This window comes from Qipengyuania proteolytica, from assembly GCF_019711565.1.
GTDB lineage: Bacteria > Pseudomonadota > Alphaproteobacteria > Sphingomonadales > Sphingomonadaceae > Qipengyuania > Qipengyuania proteolytica.
The window spans coordinates 896,553-919,138 of the sequence record NZ_JAIGNN010000002.1 but is presented as its reverse complement, the minus strand read 5'-3'; the positions used below and the strand labels follow the sequence as shown (position 1 = coordinate 919,138).

Here is a 22,586-nt window from a genome sequence, read left to right as displayed (position 1 = left end):
CCTTACTCCGCCGCCTCGGCCAGTTCGGGATAATCGATGTAGCCTTCCGGCCCCTGTCCGTACCAGCTGTGCGGCACGTTGACGTTGGGAGCGATCGCCGCGCCGATGCGGAAGCGTTCCGGCAGGTCGGGATTCGAGATGAAGTCGCGGCCCCAGCTCACTGCGTCTGCGCGGCCCGCATCGAGGTCCGCCACCGCCTGATCGGGAGTGTAGTCGCTGTTGAGCACAAGAGCGCCAGAGTAGAGCTGGCGAATCAGCGGGCTCTGCTTGGGTACTTCGGTCGCGCCGAAAGTCCCGTCGGGCCCCGGCTCGCGCAGTTCCACGAACGCCAGGCCAAGGTCCTCGCAGACCTTGGCGGCAGCGCCAAAGGTCGCTGCCGGGTCGCTGTCGTCGCAGCCCTGCGTCTCGCCGTTGGGCGAGAGGCGCACGCCCACGCGGTCCGCGCCCCACACATCGACCAGCGCGGTCAGCACCTCGCGCAGGAAGCGCGTGCGGTTTTCGGGGCTGCCGCCATATTCGTCGGTGCGCAAGTTGGTGCTGTCGCGCAGGAACTGGTCGACGAGGTAGCCATTCGCGCCATGCAGCTGCACGCCATCGAAGCCCGCCTTCTTGGCATTCTCGGCAGCGCGGCGATAATCGCCGACGATCCGCTGGATGTCCTCGTGGGTAGCTTCGCGCGCCTGTTCGTAATCCTTGCGGCCTTCGAAAGTGTGGGCATGGCCCGGCGCGGTCGTCGCGCTGGCCGAGACCGGCGGATTGCCGCCTAGGAAGAGCGGGTGCACGAGGCGGCCCATGTGCCACAGCTGGAGGACGATCAGCCCGCCTTCCTCGTGCACCGCATCGGTCACCGGCTTCCAGCCCGCGACCTGCTCCTCGCTCCAGATCCCCGGCGCCGCGGGCCAGCCAGAACCTTCGACGCTGATGCCTGTGGCTTCCGAGATGATCAGCCCGGCACTCGCGCGCTGGCGGTAATAGGTCGTCATCATGTCGTTGGGGATCGAGCCCGGCTGGGTCGAACGGCCACGGGTTAGCGGGGCCATGAAGATGCGGTTCTTCGCCTCGAGGGCGCCCATGGTGAGCGGCTGGAAAAGCGTATCGTGCATGCGGGACAAATCCTTTTTGCTGGCGCGACTTGGCCAAAGAGCTAGGTGGCGCGGATGGACGGCGCAACCGCAGGCGATGACAAGAATGGCTTTCAGGCTGGCGCATGGCACTTTGCCGCGCTGATCGCCGGGAACGTCGCGCTGGCGCTGGGCCCCTGGCTGGTACGGCTGTCGGACGCGGGCCCGGTCTCGGCGGCATTCTGGCGCCTGCTGCTGCCGATACCCGTGATCGCCTTCCTCGCCTGGCACGGACGCAGGGTCGGTCCGCTCGACAGGCGGCTGGCCGCGCTGTGCCTTGCCGCCGGGGCCTTCTTCGCCTTCGATCTCGCCAGCTGGCATATCGGGATAGAGCGCACGCGGCTGGCGAATGCGGTGCTGTTCGGCAATTCGGGCAGCGTGATCCTGATGGTCTGGGGGCTGGTCGCCGCCCGGCGCGCGCCTTCCGGCCGCGAAGGAGCGGGCGTGCTCGCCGCGCTGGCGGGCGCCGCGATCCTGCTCGGTCGCAGCCTGGAGATCTCCGCCGCCACCTTCATCGGCGACCTGTTCTGCCTCGCTGCGGGAATATTCTACGCCTTCTACCTCTTGCCCGCACAACGCGCACGCGGCGCGCTCGGACCATGGGCCGTGCTGCTGCTGGTGAGCCTCGCCGCCTCGCCGCTGCTGCTTGGCATGGCGCTGTTCGCGGGCGAGCCCGTGCTGCCGGGGCCAGCGGGCTGGACGCCGTTGTTCGCGCTCGCGCTGTCGAGCCAGATCGTGGGGCAAGGGCTGCTCGTCTATTCGCTGCGCCACTTCCCGCCGCTGATCATCGGCATGGCGCTGCTGACCCAGCCTGCCGTCGCGGCCTTGGTCGGCTGGCTGGCCTTCGACGAGTTGCTGGTCCCGCTCGACATTGCGGGCATGGCGCTGGTCGGCGCGGCGCTGGTGCTGGCGAAGGCGCCGGCCAAACTCGGGCAGGCGCCTACCAGAACGTCCGGCTGAATTCGGACATGTGATTTTCGAAGCGCTGGAGGTCGGGCCCGACCAGCGACAGGCGGGCCTGCGCGGCGAGATCTTCGGCTTCTTGCTTCAGCAACCTCTGCCGCCCCTCGTCCCTGATCGGACAGGCGGCATTGGCCAGCGTGTCGAGCATCACCTCCGCGGCGAGCGGCGACGTCGCGACGGCGCTGCGGATGGCGCCGAAACCGCGCTTCACATAGTGGTCGAAATTGTCCGGCAGCGGAATGAGCGGGCAATCGTCCGCGTCCTTGCCGCAGATGTTCTTGCGCAGGTCCCTTCGCCCGACTTCGGCAGTCGCCGCGCCCAGCCAGTGGAGGGCGTTGATCGCGGTGAACGGATCGTTGATCCCGGGGGACAGGGCGCGCAACCCGATTTCGACCAGCTCGTCGATCAGGAATTGCGGGTCCTGTTCGGGCGTCCGTGTCGCGCCGAGTGTGAAGCAGGGGCGGACCTTGTCCTCGATTGCCTGCGGGTCGCAGCCGGCGACCTCCAGCAGGACCATGTCGCGATGGATGAAATCGCCGGTCCGCACCTTGAGCGAAAGGGTCGCGCCGTTGTCACGCGCGATTGTCTCGAGGTCTTCGAAGTCGATAAGCTGGACATAGCCGGTGCCCCGCGCGGTCAGCGGCGTGCCCTCGACCTGGTCCAGCGCATCGCTGAAATCGTCTTCGACAGGATAGGTTTCGAAGATTGCATCCAGCAAGCGTTCGCCGATGCCCTTCAGCACCTTGTTGATGCGGATGCTCGACGGGATGTGGTTGAGGAAGAAGACCAGTACCGCCACGCACAGCCCCATCAACAGGTAGGCGACCAGCAGGGAAAGCTGCGGGGTGAAGCCGGGCAGCGCCGTCGCGGCGGCGTCGCCGATATCTGCGGGCGTCTCGTTCTCCGCCCGCACGGCGCGCAGCACGATGATCGCGTAGACGAAACTGCCGATGAAGGTCGCAAGGCTCAGCTGGTTGCCCCGGTCTTCCATGAAATTGGTCAGCAGGCGCGGACCGTAGTTGCCACTGGCATAGGCGACAGCGGCGATGGTGATGGAAAACACCGTCGACGCGACGCCGATCATGCTCCCCGCCATCACGGTCAGCATGTCGGCCGCGCCCTTGGGCCGGGCGGGCACGATCCAGCCCACGTCGTTGAGGAACTCGGCGAAACCGGCGCGGTCGAGCGCGACCATGGCGAACGCCAGCGCGCCAGCCGCGATCGAGAACAGCGCCGGGTAAAACCAGTAGTTCGCGTTGAGCCGTGCCCAGAAGAAGCGGATGTCGGCGGTCAAACGGCGTTCCCCCTGCCAGTTGCGGACAGGGGGTGAACGCTCATCCCCCGATTGTGTGCCTCACTTCTCGTCGCCGATCTCGCGATTGAGGAAGGCGAGCAGCAGGGCCGCGCGCCTTGCGTCTTCCTCGCGGTCGGCGCCGACCGAATGGCCTCCCTCGATGGCTTCGCGATAATAAAACGTCTGGCCGAAGGCCTCGAGCTTGGCCGCGGCCTTGCGCGCGTGGCCGGGATGGACGCGGTCGTCGAGGGTCGAGAGGTAGTAGAACACGGCCGGATAGTCGGCGCTGGGACGCATGTTCTGGTAGGGCGACCATGCTCGCATGAAGGCCCAGTCCGATGGCACGTCGGGATTGCCGTATTCGGCCATCCATGAGGCGCCGGCGAGCAGCTTGTTGTAGCGCCGCATGTCGATCAGCGGGCTACCGGAGATGATCGCGCCGTACAGGTCGGGGCGCTGGTTGGCGACCGCGCCCACCAGCACGCCGCCGTTGGAGCGGCCCGAGGCGGCGATCTTGCCGGGCGTGGCTAGGCGCTCGGCGACTAGGTCGTCGGCCACGGCGTGGAAATCGTCGAAGCTGTTCTGGCGCTTCTCGCGCAGCGCATCCTCGTGCCAGCGCGGGCCGTATTCGCCGCCGCCGCGGATATTGGCGAGGACGTAGGCATTGCCGCTTTCCAGCCAGAACAGCGCCAGCGGGCCGCTGCGATAGGGCTCGGCAGTCAGATACTTGGGCGTCTGCGCATTGCGGAAGCCGCCATAGGCGTGGATCAGCGTCGGCAGCGGGCCGGTCGCGCCCTTGGGTCGCGCGAGGTAGTAGGGGACTTTCGTGCCATCCTTCGAGGTGGCGAAACGCTGCTCGACCGTGAACCGCTCGGCGTCGAATTGCGCGGGCATGGCGGCGATCGCCTGCGAAGCGCCGACGCTTGGCACTGCCCAGAGCGTCGGCGGCGTCAGCATGCTCTCGATCGTGACGAAGGCGGTGTCACCCTTGCCGCTGGTGTTGGCGATCTGGATCGTGCTGTTGGCGGGCAGATGCATGTCGCGGTTGAACCAGCCGGGGTAGCCGGGGCGGACTTCGATCAGCTTGCCCGATACATCGTCGAGCACCTTGACCCAGAGGACGTTCTCCGAGGTCGCGACTTCCTCGACTGCCTGCGTCTCGCTGGGTGCGAAGACCACGAAGGGTTCGGCTGGCTCGCCGTCGAGCACGGCCTGTAGCGGCCAAGCCACGAGCCAGCCGGCCTCCGCTTCGCGATTGCGGGTCGAAAGGGGCGAGTTGAGTTTCGCAATCACATGCCCGTCGAGCACCGCCTCGAATTCGGCATCCTCCGGCAGCGGTAGCGGGACGAGCGAGCCGTCGTCCTTCACCAGCGAATAGAGGCTGGTCCAGAAACTGGGGCCGCGGTTCACGAAACGCCAGCGCGTGTCGCCGTCGAGCAAGGAAAAGCCGCGGATGCTGACGTCCGCCTGCTCGCCTTCGGCAATGGTGCGTGCGGACGCGAAGTCGGTGCCGCGCTGCCACAATTTGACGAAGCGCGGATAGCCCGAATCAGTCAGGGTGCCGTCGCCCTCGTCGGTGCCGACGAACAGCGTGTCCTTGTCGAACCACGCGACGTTGGACTTGGCTTCGGGCAGCGTGAAGCCGCCCTCGACGAATGCGCCGGTTTCGAGATCGAACTCGCGCACGACATCCGCATCCGTGCCGCCGGGGCTGAGCGAGACGAGGCAGCGCGTGTAGTCCGGCGCGAGGCAATTGGCGCCGTGCCACACCCAGCTCTTGCCCTCATCCCGGCCCAGCTGGTCGACATCGATCAGCGTGCGCCACTCGGGCGCGCCGGCCGTGTAACTTGCGAGCGAAGCGATGCGCCACAGGCCACGCGGATTGTCCGCATCGCGCCACAAGTTCGCAACCTGATCACCATAGATCGCATCCGGCATCGCAATCTGGCGGTCGTCATCGAGGATCTGCTTCGCCCAAGCCCGCGCGACCGGATATTCGGGCGCGGCGGTCAGCACCGCCTCGGTATCCGCATTCCACTCGCGCACCTGATCGAGCGCCTTTTCGCCCTGGATTTCCTCCAGCCAGATGTAGGGATCCTCCGCATCGGTCTCCTGCGCGAGAACCGGCGGAGATGCGAAAACGAGCGCGGCGGCAAGCGCCAGACGTGCGACCATTCTTTTACTCTCCCTAGAGCTCAGACCTTGCCTAGATCGCCCTTGCCGATCGTGCCGCTGGCCATTTCAAGCATGCGGTCGAGGCTCTGCTTGGCCTTGAGGCGCAGGCCTTCCTCGATCTCGATGCGCGGTTCGAGATCGCGCAGGCAGGCGTACATTTTCTCCATCGTGTTCAAGGCCATGTACGGGCAGATGTTGCAGCTGCAGTTGCCGTCCGCGCCCGGTGCGCCGATGAAGGTTTTCTCGGGCAGGGCTTTTTCCATCTGGTGGATGATATGCGGCTCGGTCGCGACGATCAGCGTGTCGCCTTCGAAGGTCTTGGCGAACTGCAGTATGCCGCTGGTCGAGCCGACGTAATCGGCATGGTCGATGATCGTCGGCGGGCATTCGGGATGCGCGGCGACAGGGGCATCGGGGTGCTGCGCCTTGAGCTTGAGCAGCTCGGTTTCGCTGAAGGCTTCGTGCACGATGCACACGCCCGGCCACAGCAGCATGTCGCGGCCGAACTTGCGGCTCATGTAGCCGCCGAGGTGCCGGTCGGGCCCGAAGATGATCTTCTGGTCTTCGGGGATCTGGCTGATGATCGTTTCCGCACTCGAGCTGGTGACGATCACGTCGCTGAGCGCCTTCACCTCGGTCGAACAGTTGATGTAGGTCAGCGCGATGTGATCGGGATGCGCCTCGCGGAAAGCCTTGAACTTCTCGGGCGGGCAGCTGTCTTCGAGACTGCAACCGGCGTCCATGTCGGGCAGGACGACGATCTTCTCGGGGCTGAGGATCTTGGCGGTATCGGCCATGAACTTGACGCCGCAGAATACGATCACGTCGGCATCGGTTTCCGCCGCCTTGCGGCTCAGTTCGAGGCTATCGCCGACGAAGTCTGCGATGTCCTGTATATCGGCCGTCTGGTAATAATGCGCGAGGATGATCGCGTTCTTTTCCTTGCGCAGCCGGTTGATTTCGCTGAGCAGGTCTTCACCGGTGAGCGGCTTGGTCTGATCGGTCATGGTCCGTCCCGTCTGATGCGTTTGTGGCGCTTATAGACAGAACGGCTGCGATGGCGAGTGCGTTCCGGGCATTCGGTTATGCACGGGTCTCACATGCTGAAGCCGGGCGGCAGGAAGGCCTCCATCGGGCGCTCGGCCCCGGGCGTACCGGCGATCACGCTCTTGGTCACGCCGATGCCGAATGGGCTGTAAGCGAGCGCCAGCGAGACGAGGAACACCGCGGCATAAATGCCGAGGCCCCACCAGTAGGCAGGATGCACGCGGCCCATGCTCCGCTTGTCGGCGATCATGCCGATGACGGGGAAGATCATCGTCACGAGGATGGTGATCGTCCAGGCATTGGGGATGAGCAGCGGAAGCGGGAGCAGTCGGCCGAGGCCCGGGCCGGTCAGGATCGCCATGGCACACAGCATCAGGCGGCGATGCCAGCCGGTGTAACGTCGGCGGCGGAGCGCCCAAAAAGCGAGCCCGCCGAAGCACCACAGCGTCATGAGGTTGCTCCACAGGAACTCGCTGACGTGGAAGAAGAACGGTCCGCCTGTCCGGCGCGCGACGACGATCATGATCATCGTGCCGAAAGCGACCATCAGCGGCACCCAGAGATAGGCGATCTTGCCGAACTTCGCGTGCAGCGCCCAATTGCCCGACGATGCGGTGAGGTGCTGGCCGAGGTAGATGCCGATCCAGCTCATGAACACGGCGCCGTGCAGGTGGTATGGCAACGGGACGGCGAAGCTGGACCGCCCCATCGCCAAATTGAGCGAAAAGCCCGCCACGATGACGAAGGACATGACGAACGCCATGATCGTGAAGAAGCGTGTGTTCCCGCGCGCCTGTGCGCCGGAATCGATTGCGGCAGTGGCCATGGTGCTCGTTCTCCCCCCGGTGTCCAAGCGACCTGTTCTGTATGTGGGGAATTTATGCCGAGCGGGATGAAAAGGTCAAATCTGCCCGTGAATCACGACGCGCTTTCATTCTCGAAGCGCACCTCGACCTTCGCTTCGCCATAGCCTGCGACCTGCAGCGGGATCGCAAGGTTCTGACGGATCGCATCTTTCGCCGCCTGCCGTGCGAGCGCGAGCACTTCCGGGTTCTTGGCGAATTCGGCGGCCTTGCGCTCGGCCTGTTCGGAATTGTTGCGCGCGAGGTCGGCGCTTGCATCGCGGGTGACCCAGGTCCCCTCGGTGAAAACCTTCTGCCGCGCCTCGTCGAGATTGGGGCGCGAAATGCGCAGCACCGGAAGGACGACTTCGAGCGTTTCGCTCTCGGCATCCCAGGCGAAGTCGCCGCGTTCCATCCCCGACAGGTCGAGCCGGTATTCAACCGATGCCGGAATGATCGCCGCCTGCCGGCTTTCAAGCACGCCGGCCGGCCCCCGGCGGTCGACGCTTTCGGCGACGACCTCGAAACGCGAGGAGAAGACAGTCAGCGAATTCTGCTTCTCGAACGCCAGCATGGCACTGCCGACGGGATCGCCTTCTTCCTGATAGAAAAAAGCGCGCCAGCCGAGCCAGGCCACTGCCGCCAGCAGCACGATCACGATGAGCCAGGGCGCTGCCTGCACCCGCGCAAGCGGCTGCTCGCGAGTCAGGTGAGGTTCGACAGTGGTTTCGCGTGTCGTCAGATGGTCCGCCATATATCGCCTGAACGGGCGACCATGCCGCGGCGTTCCAGATCGAGCAGATGCGCGGTGACCGACATCTCCGCCGCCTTGTGCAGTTTGGGGTCGAGGCCCTTGTACATCTTCGGCACGAAATCGCTCGCGGCATGCGGTCCTTCGCCGAGATGACGCAGGATCTGGTTCTCGCGCTGCCGGCGGTGGCCGATCATGCCGCGCACCAGCTGGCGCGGATTGTCGACCGCTTCGCCATGGGCGGGGTAGAAGACCGTATCCTCGCGCGCATACAGTTTCTCGAGGCTGAGCATGTAATCGCCCATGTCGCCATCGGGCGGGATCACCACGCTGGTCGACCAGCCCATGATGTGGTCGCCGGTGAACAATGCGCCGCTTTCCTCCAGGGCGAAGCAGAGGTGGTTCGACACGTGACCGGGGGTGGCGACTGCGGTGAGGGTCCAGCCGGGGCCGGTCATCTGCTCGCCATCCTCCATCACCCGGTCGGGTTCGTAGGTCCGGTCGAAGCTGGCATCGGCGCGCGGGCCGCTGTCGTCGAGCACCAGCGGGGCGCAGCCGACGATGGGCGCGCCGGTGCGCGCGGCGAGCGTCTTCGCGGCGGGCGAATGGTCGCGGTGGGTATGCGTGCACATGATCGCGCAGACGTGCTCTTCGCCGATCGCCGCATCGAGCGCGAGCAGGTGCGCCGGGTCGTCCGGACCGGGGTCGATCACCGCGCAGCCCCCACCGTTCTCTGGGCCGAGGCCGACGATATAGGTCTGGGTGCCGGTATAGGTGTAGGGCGACGGGTTCGGCGCGAGCACGCGGCGCACCAGCGGTTCGAGCTGCATGGCCTGCCCGGTGGGCCAGGGTTTGGGAGGAGGTCCTGCCATGGGGTTGCATATGGGGGACCTGCTGGCCCATGTCACGCCCTGCCATCTGCAAGGGAGAGAGCATGGCCGACCGTATCCTCGTCCTCGACGCCGGAACCACCTCGACGCGCGCGATGATCTTCGCGCCCGACGGGACGCTGGAGGCAGTCGCGCAAGCCGAGATTACACAACACTATCCGCAGCCCGGCTGGGTCGAGCACGACGCCGGGGAAATCTGGGAGAAGACGCTCGCCTGCGCCTGCGAAGTCGCGGGCGGGGACGCCTCGCGCCTTGCCGCAATCGGCATCACCAACCAGCGCGAGACGGTGGTGGCGTGGGACCGCGAGACCGGCGAGCCGCTCGCCCGTGCGATCGTGTGGCAGGACCGGCGCACGGCGGATTTCTGCGCGGGGCTCAAGAGCTATGGCCATGAGCCCGAGGTGCAGCGGCGCACCGGCTTGCTGCTCGATCCCTATTTTTCCGGCACCAAGATGCGCTGGCTGCTCGACAACGTCGCCGAAGTGCGCGCGGCGGCCGATAAGGGCACGCTGGCGTTCGGAACGGTCGAGAGCTGGCTGGTCTACAAACTGTCCGGCGGGGCGCATGTGAGCGATGCAAGCAATGCGAGCCGGACGTTGCTGCTCGCGCTCGACGGGGCGCAGTTCGACGAGGATCTGTGCGAACTGCTCGGCGTCCCGCGCGCGGCGCTGCCGCAGGTGGTCGACACGCATGGCCGGATCGCGGTGGCGAGCGCCGAATGCCTCGGCGCGGATATCCCGATTTGCGGGCTGGCGGGAGACCAGCAGTCGGCGACGATCGGGCAGGGGTGCCTCGCCTTCGGGGAAACCAAGGCGACATATGGCACTGGCGCCTTCGTCCTGACCAACAAGGGGCAGGAGATACCGCATTCGGACAACCGCCTGCTGGGCACGGTGCTGTACCAGGAAGAGGGCGTGCGAACCTATGCGATCGAGGGGGCGTGCTTTGTCGCGGGGAGCCTCGTCCAGTATTTGCGCGACCAGCTGGGCCTGATCGGCAGCGCGGCGGAAACCGAGGCTCTGGCCCGCTCGATCGAGGATAGCGGCGAGGTGGTGATCGTGCCGGCACTCGCCGGGCTGGGCGCACCGCACTGGCGGCCCGATGCGCGCGGGGTCATCTCGGGCCTGAGTTTCGCCAGCGGCAGGGCGCAGATCGCCCGCGCGGCGCTGGAGGCCATGGCACACCAGACGCACGATCTCGCCAGCGCCTTCGCGGCGGATGGCGCGCCGTGGTCGCGCCTGCGGATCGACGGCGGGATGAGCGTCAACGACTGGATGGCGCAGGATCTGGCCGACGTTCTGGACCTCGAAGTCGAACGACCCGATTTCGTCGAGACCACCGCGCTCGGCGCGGCCATCCTCGCCGCGGTGGGGGCCGGCATCCACCCGACGCTGGCCGATGCCGCTCGGGCGATGCGCGGTGCATCGCGCGCCTTCGCGCCGGCGATGACGGATGATGTCAGGAAGGCGCGTCTGGCGCGCTACGCCAAAGCCCTGGCCGCGGCCTGATCAGCGCGCGCCGAAGGCTTCGGCCAGTCGGCCTTGCAACGCCTGCACCGGCGGTGCCGAAGCTGCGTCGCGGGCACGCCAGTCGCGATCCAGACGGGCCACGCGGGCGTGAAGGTCCTCGCTCTCGCGGATGAGGGCGCGGGTTTCCGGCTCCAGCGCCGCGAGGTTGACGGGGTCCGCCGGGCGCTCTTCGGGGAGGGAATTGTGCCGGCGCAGCTGCGTCTCGCTCAGTTCGCCCGACATATAGGCGCGCTGGTTGAGCAGCCAGGCGAGCACGTGCATCACCCGTGTCGTGGTGCGCAGACCTTCGATGGAAAGGGCAATGCGGACATTGTCATGCGCGCCGTCGCTATCGGCACCCAGTTTCAGGTCGAACACCGCGCGCGCGTCATCGGCCAGAAGCAGGGCTTCCGTGTAAAGATCCTCGATGATCTCCTGGTTGATGTTGCGTGCAGCCATGACAAGCAGGTTACGCCTCTGCACCGGTGGTTGCCAGCGCGTTTACCATAATGTCCCGCAAGGGTACGGGAGCCCGTTGCACCGCTGCGGTCAGGCGATGATGTCGGGCACCAGCGTGTCCTCGATCAGCGCGATCCGGTCCTTGAGCTGGAGCTTGCGTTTCTTGAGCCGTGCGATCTGGAGCTGGTCGACGAAACCGTTGCGCTCGCCCGCATCGGTGAGGGCGGCGATGGCGGCATCGAGATCGCGATGCTCGCTCTTCAGCATCTCCAGCCTCTTGCGCAGCTCCTGCTCGTTCACATCCGTCCTTCCCGAATCTCGTTTCGCCGCATGCCTGCGAAAGAGGGTGTTTGTAAATCGGCAATACTGTGGTTTGATAATCGGACCGCGGCCCGTGCCGCATGGCACGAGTCGCTTCTTGGGGTCGCACAACCCGTAAGGAGACAGCCCGATGCAATCATCCCATGTCGATGCGCTCAAAGCCAAGCACGCCGGTCTCGAGGCCCGCCTGCATGCGGAACAATGCCGGCCGGCGCCCGACGTAGCGATGATCCAGCAGATCAAGAAGCAGAAGCTCAGAATCAAGGAAGAGCTCGCGAGCTGCTGATCCGGCCATAAGGCGGGGGCGGGGCGCAGCGTCCCGCTTTCGCCGACCGGCGGATTTGCTATAGGCTGTAGGCATGTCAGCCGCAGCATCAGCCCGCCAGATACTTACCCGCCTGCACGAAATCATGGCAGGGCGCACGCACGCCCAGCACAAGCTCGACCGCGTGGTCGAAGTTATCGCCGACAGCCTGCACAGCGAGGTCTGTTCGATCTACCTGCTGCGCGAAGGCGCGCTCGAGCTGTTTGCTACTCAAGGCCTCAACCCGGCCGCCGTCCACGTCACCCGCATGGCGGTGGGCGAGGGGCTGACCGGCACCATCGCCAAGAACATCGAAACGCTCAACCTGGCCGAGGCGAAGGCGCACCCGGACTTCCTCTACCGTCCGGAAACCGGCGAGGAAAAGTTCCACTCCTTCGCCGGGGTCCCGATCGTCTATCGCGAGCGCGCGGTGGGCGTGCTGTGCGTCCAGCATGTCGAACCGCGCCGTTACGAGGACGTCGAGATCGAGGCGCTGCAGACGACCGCCATGATCCTGTCCGAGCTGATCGCGCACAAGGAACTGGTCGACGATCAGGAGGCGATCGGTTTCGGCGAAGCGCATACGGAAACGGAGGTGATCGAAGGACTCACCCTCGTCAAAGGCCTCGCCGCAGGGCAGGCGGTGTTCCACCAGCCGCGCATCGAGATCGACCAGGTCGTGGCCGAGGATATCGAGGCCGAGCGCCAGCGCGTCTACCGCGCCTTCGACAAGATGCGCGAGCAGATCGACGCGCTCGGCAAGGAGCCCGAATTCGGCAAGGGCGGCGAGCATGTCGAGGTGCTCGAGACCTACAAGATGTTCGCCTATGACGAAGGCTGGAGCCGCCGGATCAACGAGGCGATCGACAGCGGCCTCACCGCCGAAGCGGCGATCGAGCGTGTCCAGCAGCGAACCCGCATGCGCATGCGCGAAATCGACGATCCGCTGCTGGCGGACCGCATGCACGACCTCGAGGACCTCTCGAATCGCTTGCTGCGGATCGTCTCGGGCCAGCTCGGCACCGCCGCGACACAGGGGCTGCGCCGCGATGCCATACTGATTGCGCGCAACCTCGGTCCCGCCGAACTGCTCGAATATGATCGCCGCAAGCTGAAGGGCGTGGTGCTCGAAGAGGGCTCGCTCACCGCGCATGTCGTGATCGTAGCGCGGGCCATGGGCATACCGGTGCTCGGCCGGGCGGACGGTATCCGCTCGCGCGTCAGCGAAGGTGACGAGATCCTGCTGGATGCCGACAGGGGTACGGTGACGCTTCGTCCCGGCCAGCAATTGCTCGACGCCTTCGAAACCCGTTTCGCCAAGAACCGCGAGCGGCAGGCGACCTACGCCGAACTGCGCGATGTCGAGCCCTTCACCCGCGACGGCACGCGCATCACCGTGATGATGAACGCCGGCCTGCGCGACGACATGAGCATGCTGCCGATCACCGGCGCGGATGGGGTGGGTCTGTTCCGCACCGAGTTCCAGTTCCTCGTTTCGGCCACCCTGCCGCAGCGCGACCGCCAGCTGCGCCTCTATCGCGACGTGCTCGATGCGGCAGGCGACAAGCCAGTCATCTTCCGCACGGTCGATATCGGCGGCGACAAGGCGGTGCCTTATCTGAATTCGCAGGTGGCCGAGCGCGACGAGAACCCGGCCATGGGCTGGCGCGCGCTGCGCCTTTCGCTCGAACGCGAAGGCCTGCTCAAGGCACAGGCGCGCGCACTGCTCGAAGCAGCCGCGGGGCGGCAGCTATCGGTGATGTTCCCGATGGTGTCAGAACCTTGGGAGTTCGACGCCGCGAAGGCGGTCTTCGAAAACCAGCTTGCCTACCTGCGCAAGCAGCGCAAGCTCGTGCCCGAAGTGATCGAATACGGCTGCATGCTCGAGGTGCCGGCGCTCGCCGAAGTGCTCGACCAGCTGATTCCGCGCCTGTCCTTCATCTCGGTCGGCACCAACGATCTCACCCAGTTCCTGTTTGCCGCCGACCGCGCGAACCCCAAGCTCGCCGAGCGCTACGACTGGCTGAGCCCGGCGATCCTGCGGTTCCTCAAGCGGATTGCCGACGCCGTGGTCGGCCATCCGGTGCGGATCAACGTGTGCGGGGAGATGGGCGGACAGCGGCTGGAGGCACTGGCGCTACTCGGCATCGGCTATCGCCGCCTCTCTATCACCCCCGCCTCGGTCGGCCCGATCAAGGAATTGGTGCGCAAGGTCGATCTCAAGGAAATCGGCGAGCAGATGACCCAGTGGCTCCTCTCGCCCCCGCCGGACATGCGAACGAGCCTCAGGGCCTGGGCAGAGGAACGCGGCATCGAAACCGACTGATTTCGTCGCGTGTCCGGCGCGCCTCGTCGGTTTGCCTCAGCTGTGCTATAACCACGGCTTGACAGTGACGGCGCGCCTTCGCTTTCAGCGGCAAGAGCCAATACGAAGCGGGATCACCCGCGCGGTCGCCAATCGGGAAATACATGGACAACAACGAAACGGTCGAGGAAACGCACGCACCTGTCGGGGGCGCCGGTGCGAGGCTGCGCGCGGCGCGCGAGGCTGCGGGGTACGACCTCGAACAGGTCGCGGCCGAAACCCGCATTCCCCTGCGCCATCTGGAAGCGATCGAGGCTGGCGACTTCGCTGCCCTGCCTTCGCGCACATACGCCGTCGGCTTCAGCCGGACCTATGCCAAGACCGTGGGGCTCGACGTGGACGATATCCTCGCCCAGGTCCGCCAAGAGCTGTCCGCCGGCCATGGCGACGAACGCGGTGCCCCGGCCCGCTTCGAACCCGGCGATCCGGCGCGTGTGCCCGGGCGTGGGCTGGCGTGGTTCGCCGTCCTCGCCGCCTTGCTGCTGTTTGCCGGCATCTTCGCCTTCTATCGCAGCTATTTCGCCCCTGGGCTCGGCCCGGCGCCGCTGCGCGACGAGACCGAGCAGCCGGTCGCTGCCGCCACCGATACACCGACCGAGCAGGTCGCGGCGAAGCCGGCGGGCGGACCGGTGGTGTTTACCAATGAAATGGAAGGGACCTGGGTCCGCTTCTACGACGCGGCGGACGAGACGCTGTTCGAAGGCATCATGGCGGTGGGCGAGAAGTTCACCGTACCTGTCGGCGCGGACACGCCGCAAATCCGCACCGGGCGGCCCTACGCGTTCGCCATCACGGTCGGTGGCCAGCCGGTGCCGAAGCTGTCCGAGGAGGACGAGATTGTGAGCGACGTGCCGGTGTCGGCGGAGGCCCTGCTGGCGCGGTCCGCACCGGACGCCACGCCGCGCCCCGCGCCGACTGCGACACCCGCCGCGCAATAGTCTCCCGAAGGGGAAAAGCGCGCTTCATGGCCTCGACAGCTTTCGGGGCCTAGGGCAGTTTATCGACCGATTGCCATTCCTTTAGGAGCCCCGCCGATGAGTTTCGGACGCAGCCTGCGCACCACCAGCATGGGCGCCGCATTGTTCGCCCTGCTGGCCATCGCCACCCCTGCGCTGCCGCAAGACGGCGGTGACGAGGCACGCCTGCGCCGGCTCGAGGCCGAAGTGCGGGCGTTGCAGCGCAAGGTCTTCCCGGGCGGCGACGGCAAGTATTTCGAGCCGGAGATCACCGCCCAGCCCAGCGTCAATTCGACCGTGACGACACCCTCGACCACTGCGGTGACCGATATCCTCGCGCGGCTCGATGCGCTCGAGGCGCAGTTGCAACGCCAGACTTCGCAGATCGAGGAAAACAGCAACGCGATCCGCCTCCTGACCTCGCGGCTCGAAGCGCTCGAAGGCGGCCAGGGTGCGGGAACCGGAACTGGTGCCGCAGCAAGTGCGACACCGGCACCCACTCCCACTCCGACCTCCAGCGCGGTCGCGACCAACACCAACCGCATGACCGGCAACACGCCGACGCCGACCCCGGCGGCGACCGGCCCGAGTGCGGAGCGTCTCGCTGCGGTGCAGGCGATCACCAAGCCCCAGAGCGACGATGCGGGCGACGACGAATACTCCTACGGGTTCCGCCTGTGGGATGCCGGCTTTTTCCCCGAGGCGCAGCAGCAGCTGACCATGTTCGTCGAAAAATACCCCACCCATTCGCGGGCATCGTACGGCCGCAACCTGCTCGGCCGGGCCTATCTGGACGACGGCAAGGCGCGTGAGGCCGCGCCGTGGTTCCTCAAGAACTATCAGGAAGACAAGTCCGGTGCGCGTGCGGGCGACAGCCTGCTCTATCTTGCAGAGGCGATGATCGAGCTGAAGGACACCAACCGCGCATGCATCGCGCTGGCGGAATTCGCCGAAACCTATCCGGCGCTCGCGACTGGTCGCCTTGCAGGCCAGTACGCGACGCAGCGTAGCAAGGTTAAGTGCAATTGATAGGACGCTCGATCCCGAGCTCGTAAGGCGCTTCACGGAGGCAATCGACCGCCTGCATCGTGGCGGCAGGCTTGGGCTCGCCGTATCGGGCGGGCCGGACAGCATGGCCATGCTGCTTCTCGCATGCGCGGACCTGCCGGATGTCGAAGTCGCGACGGTCAATCACGGGCTGCGTCCCGAAGCTGTGGGAGAATGTGCCCTCGTCGTACGAATCTGCGCGGAACTCGCGGTCCCGTGCACGGTGATCGACGTCAGTCTCGAACGGGGCAACCTCCAGGAGCAGGCCCGAAAGGCGCGCTATGCCGCGCTTGGTCGCTGGGCGCAGCAACAAGGCCTGGAAGGGATCCTGACCGCGCATCATGCCGACGACCAGGCCGAAACCCTGGCGATGCGGCTCAATCGCGGCAGCGGTCTTGCCGGCCTTGCGGGCATTCGGGCTAGCGGACTGGTGGAAGGCTGCGCGGTGCCCGTGCTGCGCCCGCTGCTCGGGTTCCGGCGCAAGGAATTGCGAGACCTGGTCGAGGGGGCGGGCGTGCGCTTCGCCAGCGATCCGAGCAATGCCGATCCCTCATTCGACCGCGTGCGCATGCGCCGGGCCCTCGCGCAGGCGGATTGGCTCGATGTCGAGGCCGTGGGGCGATCGGCCAGGCTTCTCGACGAGGTGAGAGCGATGGTCGAGGCGATGGCGCTGGAAGACTGGCACCGCAACCGGCAGGCGACGCAAACCGGTTTCGCCTACGCGCCCTTCGCTGCGTCATGTGTCGAGCGCAAGCCGGTGTGGATCGAAGTGGTCCGCTGCGTCGCGAAAGATCTGGGACGCGCTTTGTCCCGATCCGATGCGGCGAGGCTGGTCGATGCCCTGCGTGACGGCCGCAAGATCAATATCGCCGGGATCATGGCCGAAGTGGAGAAATCCGATCAGGGGCGTTGGCTGTTCGAGCCGGAGCCGCCCCGCCGAACGGGCTAGCGCCTCAGACTATGCTATCGCCGAGGCTGAGCTTCTCGCCATCGGTGATCACCACCATGTCGCCGGTCTTCGCGATGGCGAACAGGCGCGAGGCGAGTTCGTCGGGAATGCCGACGCAGCCGTGGCTGGCATAGCCGTTCTCGACCTCGGACCCGCCATGGATGGCGATGCCGTCCCAAGTCAGGCGCAGCGTCCAGGGCATCGGGGCATTGCCGTATTTTTCCGAGACGTTGTGGCGTTCCTTGGTCAGGATCGGGAACTTGCCGAGCGGCGTCGGATGCTCGTCCGTCCCGAGCATGACCGCCGCCGCGCCGATTTCGTAGCCGCCGCGGAAAACAGAGATCACCCGCGCCTGGAGGTCGACGGTGATGAGCAGCGGGCCATCGGGCACGCCCTCGTCGTCCCAGTGCCATTCACCATACTTGATCGGACCCTTGATCGGCAGAACGCGGCGCACGGTGTAGAGCCGGTCGTAATCGGCCAGCGCCTTGGCAGCGATCGCACCCATGGGTTCAAGCTTGGGAGCGGGTGCAGACTGCGCCTGTTCGGCAGGCCTTTCAGCCTCTAGCGAGCCGTTGAACGCCACCCCGGCCAGCACGGCGACCACCAGGAGCGTCAGTCCGCCAATCCATTTGAACGCCGAATCCATGCAGCGGTTATGGTCTGATCCGCAGGGATTTTCCAGTCTCCGCGCAGGATCCGTCCCGCGCGGACACAAGCTTTTACGCGAGGGTAAAGGCTTCGCGGGCGAGCTTCTCGACCGCCGCTTCGTCCACCGGCCCGCGCGGGGCGACCCAGCTGCCGCCGACGCAGAGCACCGGATCGAAGGCGAGCCATTCGGGTGCATTCTCCAGCGTGATGCCGCCCGTGGGGCAGAAACGGCACTGGCCGAAGGGCGCGGCGAGCGCCTTCAGCGCCGGGAGCCCGCCCGCAGCCATCGCGGGGAAGAACTTGAAATGCGTCAGGCCCATGTCGAGCCCGCGCATGATGTCGCCCGCATTGGCGATGCCGGGCAGGAAGGGGATGCCTTCGCGGATCGCCGCCTTGCCGAGCGGTTCGGTGAGGCCCGGCGAAACGATGAACTCGCTGCCCGCGTCGATCGCGGCGGCCAGCTCCTTCTGGTTGGTGACAGTGCCTGCGCCGACGATCGCGCCCTTGACGGTCTTCATCGCCCGGATCGCGTCGAGCGCGGCAGGGGTGCGCAGCGTGACTTCGAGCACGCGGAGCCCGCCGGCAACGAGCGCTCGCGCGAGCGGCACGGCATGCTCGACCTCGTCCACTACGATGACCGGGATCACCGGCGCGGTCTGCATGATGTCGGAAATGCTCATGCGTGTTCCCTAACGAAGGCTGCTGCCGCGCCGAACAGGCCGGGCTGCGGGTGGGTGATGAGTTTGACCGGAATGCTCGCCATGAGTTCCTGGAAGCGGCCCTTGGCCTTGAAGCGTTCTGCAAAGCCCGACTTCACCAGCGTTTCGCGGATCCGGTAACCAAGGCCCCCGGCGATCACGACGCCGCCGAAGCCGCCCTGTGCCAGAGCGATATCGCCCGCCACGCTGCCGAGCGACATGCAGAAGCGGTCGACCGCGGCGGCGGCGAGGCTGTCGCTGCCTTCCTGCCCGCGGGTCCAGATGGCGACATCGTCCTCTTCGGCGACCGGCTTGCCCTCCATCGCGGCGAGCGTCTGGTAGATATCCGAAATCGCAGGGCCAGCGACGACTCGTTCGACCGAGACGCGCGTGTGCCGCTTGCGCAGCCGCGCAAGGATCGCGTCGTCGATCTGGTCGAGCGGGGCGAAGTCGATATGGCCGCCCTCGGTGGCGGAGACGCGGTAGGTGCCGTCGGGCTCGCGATAGAGATGCGCCACGCCGAGGCCGGTGCCGGGACCGAGCACGCTCAGGCGACCGGTGGGCGAGAGCGGCTTGTCGGGGCCGGTCAGGTGGATGAACTGGTCCTCGCTCACCCGCGCGACCGCATGCGCCACCGCCTCGAAATCGTTGACGATGCAGTATTGCTCGACACCAAGCTTTTCCTGCACCAGCGCGGGGCGAATGATCCACGGGTTGTTGGTGAAACGGATCACCTCGCCACCAACCGGGCCCGCGATCGCCATCGACACGCGCGGCGGCAGGCTGCCGCCCTTGCGTTCGCGGAAATCTTCCCACGCGGTCTGGAAACTCGCGTGGTCCTTGGTGTGGATCGTCTCGGGCTCGTCGAGCGTGATCGTACCGTCGTCGGCGACGGTCGCGATGGAGAAACGGGCGTGGGTGCCGCCGATATCGACGCTGACCAGGTCCATGCTCACAGTCCCGCCATCGCCATCATCGAGGACGCTCCCTGTTCGGCGCCGTCCGCATTTGCGCGGAACATGGCGAAGAGCTCGCGGCCCATCCCCATGTCGGGCTTGGGCTCGGGCGCGGGCTCGCGCGCATCGAGGTCAGTCGGCGTGCTGAGCTCGCCGGTCTCGGCGCAGACCCTGACAATGTCACCGTCGCGCAGGCGCGACAGAGGGCCGCCGCCCAGCGCCTCTGGCGTGCAATGGATCGCGGCCGGGACCTTGCCCGAGGCGCCCGACATGCGGCCGTCGGTGACCAGTGCCACGCGGTAGCCGCGGTCCTGCAACACGCCCAGCGCGGGGGTGAGCTTGTGCAATTCGGGCATGCCGTTGGCGCGCGGTCCCTGGAAGCGGACGACAACCACGACGTCCTTGTCGAGCTCGCCGCGGCTGAAAGCCTCGTTGACCGAATGCTGGTCTTCGAACACGCGGCACGGCGCCTCGACGGTCCAGCGTTCGCGCTCGACGGCAGAGGACTTGAAACAGGCGCGGCCGAGATTGCCTTCGACCAGCCGCATGCCCCCATCGGCCTGGAACGGATCGGAGGCGGGACGGAGCATTTCGGCATCGCCGCTCGGGCCCGGATCGCGCCAGGTCAGCGCGTCGCCGTCCATGCCGGGTTCCATGCTGTAGGCTTCGAACCCGCCGTCCCACACGGTCATGATGTCGGCGTGTGCGAGCCCCTCGTCGAGCAGCGTGCCGATGACATAGCCCATGCCGCCAGCCTCGTGAAAATGGTTAACGTCGCCCGAGCCATTGGGATAGACGCGCGCCACCAGCGGTACGGCGCGCGAGAGCTCGGCGAGGTCGGTCCAGTCGAATATGATCCCCGCCGCGCGGGCCATCGCGGGGATGTGGATCGCGTGATTGGTCGAGCCGCCGGTTGCGAGCAGGCCGATAGCGGCATTGACGATCGCCTTCTCGTCCACCACCCGTCCGAGCGGGCGGAAATCGCCGCTGTCCTTGCCGATGCCCGCGATCCGATGGGTCGCCGCGCGGCTCAGCTCCTGCCGCAGCTTGGCGCCCGGCGGGACGAAGGCCGCGCCGGGGACGTGGAGCCCCATCATCTCCATCATCATCTGGTTGGAATTGGCGGTGCCGTAGAAGGTGCAGGTGCCGGGCGAGTGGTAGCTGCCCATCTCGCTCGCCAGCAGCTCGTCGCGCGTCGCCTTGCCTTCGGCATAGAGCTGGCGCGTGCGCTGCTTTTCCTTGTTCGAGATGCCGGTGCCCATCGGTCCGGACGGCACGAAGATCGCCGGCAAATGGCCGAAACGCAGCGCTCCCATCAACAGGCCGGGCACGATCTTGTCGCAAATGCCGAGCAGCGCGATCCCATCATACATCGCATGACTCAGCGCGACGATGGTCGAGAGCGCAATCGTGTCGCGACTGAACAGCGAAAGCTCCATGCCCGCCTGGCCCTGCGTCACCCCGTCGCACATCGCCGGCGTTCCGCCCGCAACCTGCACCGTCGCGCCGACTTCGCGCGCCCAGATCTTCATCCGCTCCGGATAGCGGTAGTAGGGCTGGTGGGCAGAGAGCATGTCGTTATAGGCGGTGACCACGCCGATGTTCGGCCCGCGCGCGGCGCGGATCGCCTCCTGGTCATCTTCCGCGCCGGCGAAGGCGTGGGCGAGGTTGGAGCAGGACAGCACGTGGCGGTTGACCTGCCCGTCGGCCTCGCGGTCCATCAGGTCGAGATAGTCCGACCGGCTGGCCCTGGAATTCGCGATCACGCGCTCGGTGACGCGGTGGATGGTATCGTTGAGAGGCTTACTCATCGTGCCAGCTCACTCCGTCTCGTTCGGCGAGCGCGATGGCGGCGCTGGGCCCCCATGTTCCGGCGCTGTAGGTCCGGGGCTTGATTTCGGCCTGGTGCCAGAGCTCGCGGATCGCATCGATCCATTCCCATTGCGCCTCGACCTCGTCGCGGCGGACGAAGAGCGTCTGGTCGCCTTCGATCAGGTCGAGCAGCAGGCGTTCGTAGGCGATGCGCCGCACCGTGCCGGAAAATGCGTCCGGCATGGCGATGTCGAGCGGGACCGGGCGCAGGCGCAGGCCCTCGCGGTCGAGCCCGGGTACCTTGGCCATCATCGTCAGCTGGATGTTCTCTTCGGGCTGGATGCCGATCACTAGCCGGTTGGGCTGGGTGGTCGCGCCACGGCCTTCGAAGATCGAATGCGGAATGCAGCGGAACTGGACGACGATTTCGGTCACGCGTTCGGGCAGGCGCTTGCCGGTGCGCAGGTAGAAGGGCACGCCCTTCCAGCGCCAGTTGTCGACATGCGCCTTGATCGCGACGAAGGTTTCGGTGTCGCTGTCCTTGCCCAGTTCCTCGTCATAGCCGGGCACCGCCGCGCCATTGATGGCACCCGCGCGGTACTGGCCGGTCACAGTCTCGTCCTTCGCGACGCTGCGGAGTGCCCGCAGGACCTTTACCTTCTCGTCGCGCACGGCGGTGGAATCGAAGCTGGTGGGCGGCTCCATCGCGACCAGCGCGAGCAGCTGCAGCATGTGGTTCTGCACCATGTCGCGCAGCGCCCCGCTGTCGTCGTAATAGGCGACGCGCGATTCGAGGCCTACCGTTTCCGCCACGGTGATCTGCACATGGTCGATGTATTTGGAGTTCCAGACCGGCTCGAACAGCAGGTTGGCGAAGCGCAGGGCGAGGAGGTTCTGGACCGTTTCCTTGCCGAGATAATGGTCGATCCGGAAGATGCGGTCTTCGGGGAAGGCCCGCGCCACGGCATCGTTGATTTCGCAGCTCGATCCGAGATCGGTACCGAGCGGCTTTTCCAGCCCGATGCGCACGTTACCTTCGGTCAGGCCGGCGTGCTTCAGCCCGCCGATCGTCGCTTCGAACAGACTGGGTGCGGTCGACAGGAAAATGGCGAGGCCACCTTCGTAGGCGCCGACTTCTTGCGCGAGCCGATCGTAGCCTTCGAGCGTCGTCGCATCGAGCGGTACGTAATGCAGGCGGTTGAGAAAGTCGGCCATGCCGCCACGCCGGTTGTCGGGCAGGAATTTTTCCAGCGCCTCGCGGGCAAAGTCCCGATATTCCTCGGTCGAGAGTTCGGAGCGCGCCGTCCCGACGATCTTGAGGTCTGCGTGCAGCAGGCCGTCTGCGTCGAGTGCGCACAGCGAGGGCAGGAGCATGCGCTGCGCGAGGTCTCCCGTGGCCCCGAACAGGACCAGACGATCGGCCGTGAAACTCATGCGACAAGCCTCGCTGTCATAGTTCTCCCTCTCTTGTCGCAAG

At 66.4% G+C, this 22,586-nt stretch carries 21 protein-coding genes; 7 read left to right on the top strand and 14 right to left on the bottom strand.

The annotated features are described in order from the left end of the window. Positions 1-2 precede the first annotated feature (2 nt). Positions 3-1,103: an alkene reductase gene (locus K3172_RS13555; RefSeq protein WP_221590884.1), complete on the bottom strand. Its 1,101-nt coding sequence runs from the start codon at positions 1,101-1,103 to the stop codon at positions 3-5. A 54-nt stretch (positions 1,104-1,157) separates the two neighbouring features. Between K3172_RS13555 and K3172_RS13550 the strand changes: the two genes are divergently transcribed. Next, on the top strand, positions 1,158-2,081 hold the full coding sequence (locus tag K3172_RS13550; RefSeq protein ID WP_221590882.1) for a DMT family transporter: 924 nt from the start codon (positions 1,158-1,160) through the stop codon (positions 2,079-2,081). On the opposite strand, the gene K3172_RS13545 is transcribed toward K3172_RS13550, so the two are convergent. From K3172_RS13545 to K3172_RS13520, 6 genes are all read right to left on the bottom strand, one after another. Then, the gene (locus tag K3172_RS13545) at positions 2,062-3,378 is read right to left on the bottom strand and encodes a DUF2254 domain-containing protein (RefSeq protein ID WP_221590880.1); all 1,317 of its coding nucleotides are present in this window, start codon (positions 3,376-3,378) and stop codon (positions 2,062-2,064) included. The two genes, K3172_RS13550 and K3172_RS13545, sit on opposite strands and share 20 nt — an antisense overlap. A gap of 60 nt (positions 3,379-3,438) precedes the next feature. Further along, the gene (locus K3172_RS13540) at positions 3,439-5,553 is read right to left on the bottom strand and encodes a prolyl oligopeptidase family serine peptidase (RefSeq protein ID WP_221590878.1); all 2,115 of its coding nucleotides are present in this window, start codon (positions 5,551-5,553) and stop codon (positions 3,439-3,441) included. A 20-nt stretch (positions 5,554-5,573) separates the two neighbouring features. Continuing rightward, a complete protein-coding gene (nadA, locus tag K3172_RS13535) occupies positions 5,574-6,560 on the bottom strand; it encodes a quinolinate synthase NadA (protein ID WP_221590876.1) in 987 nt (328 codons plus the stop codon). A gap of 89 nt (positions 6,561-6,649) precedes the next feature. Beyond that, positions 6,650-7,426: a hypothetical protein gene (locus tag K3172_RS13530; protein ID WP_221590874.1), complete on the bottom strand. Its 777-nt coding sequence runs from the start codon at positions 7,424-7,426 to the stop codon at positions 6,650-6,652. A gap of 92 nt (positions 7,427-7,518) precedes the next feature. Further along, positions 7,519-8,196, bottom strand: a complete 678-nt coding sequence (locus K3172_RS13525; RefSeq protein WP_221590872.1) for a DUF4230 domain-containing protein — start codon at positions 8,194-8,196, stop codon at positions 7,519-7,521. Next, on the bottom strand, positions 8,181-9,065 hold the full coding sequence (locus K3172_RS13520) for an MBL fold metallo-hydrolase (protein ID WP_221590869.1): 885 nt from the start codon (positions 9,063-9,065) through the stop codon (positions 8,181-8,183). Before K3172_RS13520 ends, K3172_RS13525 begins: the two co-directional genes overlap by 16 nt. A 62-nt stretch (positions 9,066-9,127) precedes the next feature. Here K3172_RS13520 and K3172_RS13515 point away from each other — a divergent pair, with 62 nt between their 5' ends. After that, entirely contained in the window at positions 9,128-10,591 is a 1,464-nt protein-coding gene (locus tag K3172_RS13515) for a glycerol kinase (protein WP_221590867.1), read from the top strand. Here the strand turns inward: K3172_RS13515 and K3172_RS13510 are convergent, their stop codons facing one another. Next, positions 10,592-11,050: a DUF1465 family protein gene (locus K3172_RS13510; RefSeq protein WP_221590865.1), complete on the bottom strand. Its 459-nt coding sequence runs from the start codon at positions 11,048-11,050 to the stop codon at positions 10,592-10,594. A gap of 90 nt (positions 11,051-11,140) precedes the next feature. Then, positions 11,141-11,350 carry a YdcH family protein gene (locus K3172_RS13505; protein ID WP_221590863.1) on the bottom strand — a complete coding sequence of 70 codons (210 nt, stop codon included), beginning with the start codon at positions 11,348-11,350 and terminating at the stop codon, positions 11,141-11,143. A 151-nt stretch (positions 11,351-11,501) separates the two neighbouring features. On the opposite strand from K3172_RS13505, the gene K3172_RS13500 reads away from it, so the two are divergent. The 5 genes from K3172_RS13500 to tilS all read left to right on the top strand — a co-directional run bounded on the left by K3172_RS13500 (position 11,502) and on the right by tilS (position 16,992). Continuing rightward, positions 11,502-11,657, top strand: coding sequence for a YdcH family protein (locus K3172_RS13500; RefSeq protein ID WP_221590861.1), 156 nt, complete (start codon positions 11,502-11,504; stop codon positions 11,655-11,657). A 73-nt stretch (positions 11,658-11,730) separates the two neighbouring features. Next, positions 11,731-14,001 carry a phosphoenolpyruvate--protein phosphotransferase gene (gene ptsP, locus K3172_RS13495; RefSeq protein ID WP_221590859.1) on the top strand — a complete coding sequence of 757 codons (2,271 nt, stop codon included), beginning with the start codon at positions 11,731-11,733 and terminating at the stop codon, positions 13,999-14,001. 143 nt (positions 14,002-14,144) lie between these two features. Further along, the gene (locus tag K3172_RS13490; RefSeq protein ID WP_221590857.1) at positions 14,145-14,978 is read left to right on the top strand and encodes a helix-turn-helix domain-containing protein; all 834 of its coding nucleotides are present in this window, start codon (positions 14,145-14,147) and stop codon (positions 14,976-14,978) included. Positions 14,979-15,074: 96 nt separating this feature from the next. Next, a complete protein-coding gene (locus K3172_RS13485) occupies positions 15,075-16,025 on the top strand; it encodes a tetratricopeptide repeat protein (RefSeq protein ID WP_247718170.1) in 951 nt (316 codons plus the stop codon). Next, positions 15,979-16,992, top strand: a complete 1,014-nt coding sequence (gene tilS, locus K3172_RS13480) for a tRNA lysidine(34) synthetase TilS (RefSeq protein ID WP_282098627.1) — start codon at positions 15,979-15,981, stop codon at positions 16,990-16,992. The genes K3172_RS13485 and tilS overlap by 47 nt, the downstream gene beginning before the upstream one ends. A 4-nt stretch (positions 16,993-16,996) precedes the next feature. Here the strand turns inward: tilS and K3172_RS13475 are convergent, their stop codons facing one another. The 5 genes from K3172_RS13475 to zwf all read right to left on the bottom strand — a co-directional run bounded on the left by K3172_RS13475 (position 16,997) and on the right by zwf (position 22,543). Then, positions 16,997-17,641: a L,D-transpeptidase family protein gene (locus K3172_RS13475; RefSeq protein WP_221590853.1), complete on the bottom strand. Its 645-nt coding sequence runs from the start codon at positions 17,639-17,641 to the stop codon at positions 16,997-16,999. Between the two features lie 73 nt (positions 17,642-17,714). Beyond that, the gene (gene eda / locus K3172_RS13470) at positions 17,715-18,323 is read right to left on the bottom strand and encodes a bifunctional 4-hydroxy-2-oxoglutarate aldolase/2-dehydro-3-deoxy-phosphogluconate aldolase (RefSeq protein WP_221590851.1); all 609 of its coding nucleotides are present in this window, start codon (positions 18,321-18,323) and stop codon (positions 17,715-17,717) included. Continuing rightward, positions 18,320-19,291, bottom strand: a complete 972-nt coding sequence (gene glk, locus K3172_RS13465; protein WP_221590849.1) for a glucokinase — start codon at positions 19,289-19,291, stop codon at positions 18,320-18,322. The genes eda and glk overlap by 4 nt, the downstream gene beginning before the upstream one ends. A gap of 2 nt (positions 19,292-19,293) precedes the next feature. After that, positions 19,294-21,108, bottom strand: coding sequence for a phosphogluconate dehydratase (gene edd, locus K3172_RS13460; RefSeq protein ID WP_221590847.1), 1,815 nt, complete (start codon positions 21,106-21,108; stop codon positions 19,294-19,296). Beyond that, complete coding sequence (gene zwf / locus K3172_RS13455) at positions 21,101-22,543, bottom strand: glucose-6-phosphate dehydrogenase (RefSeq protein ID WP_221590845.1); 1,443 nt, start codon at positions 22,541-22,543, stop codon at positions 21,101-21,103. Before zwf ends, edd begins: the two co-directional genes overlap by 8 nt. Between the last annotated feature and the right edge of the window lie 43 nt (positions 22,544-22,586).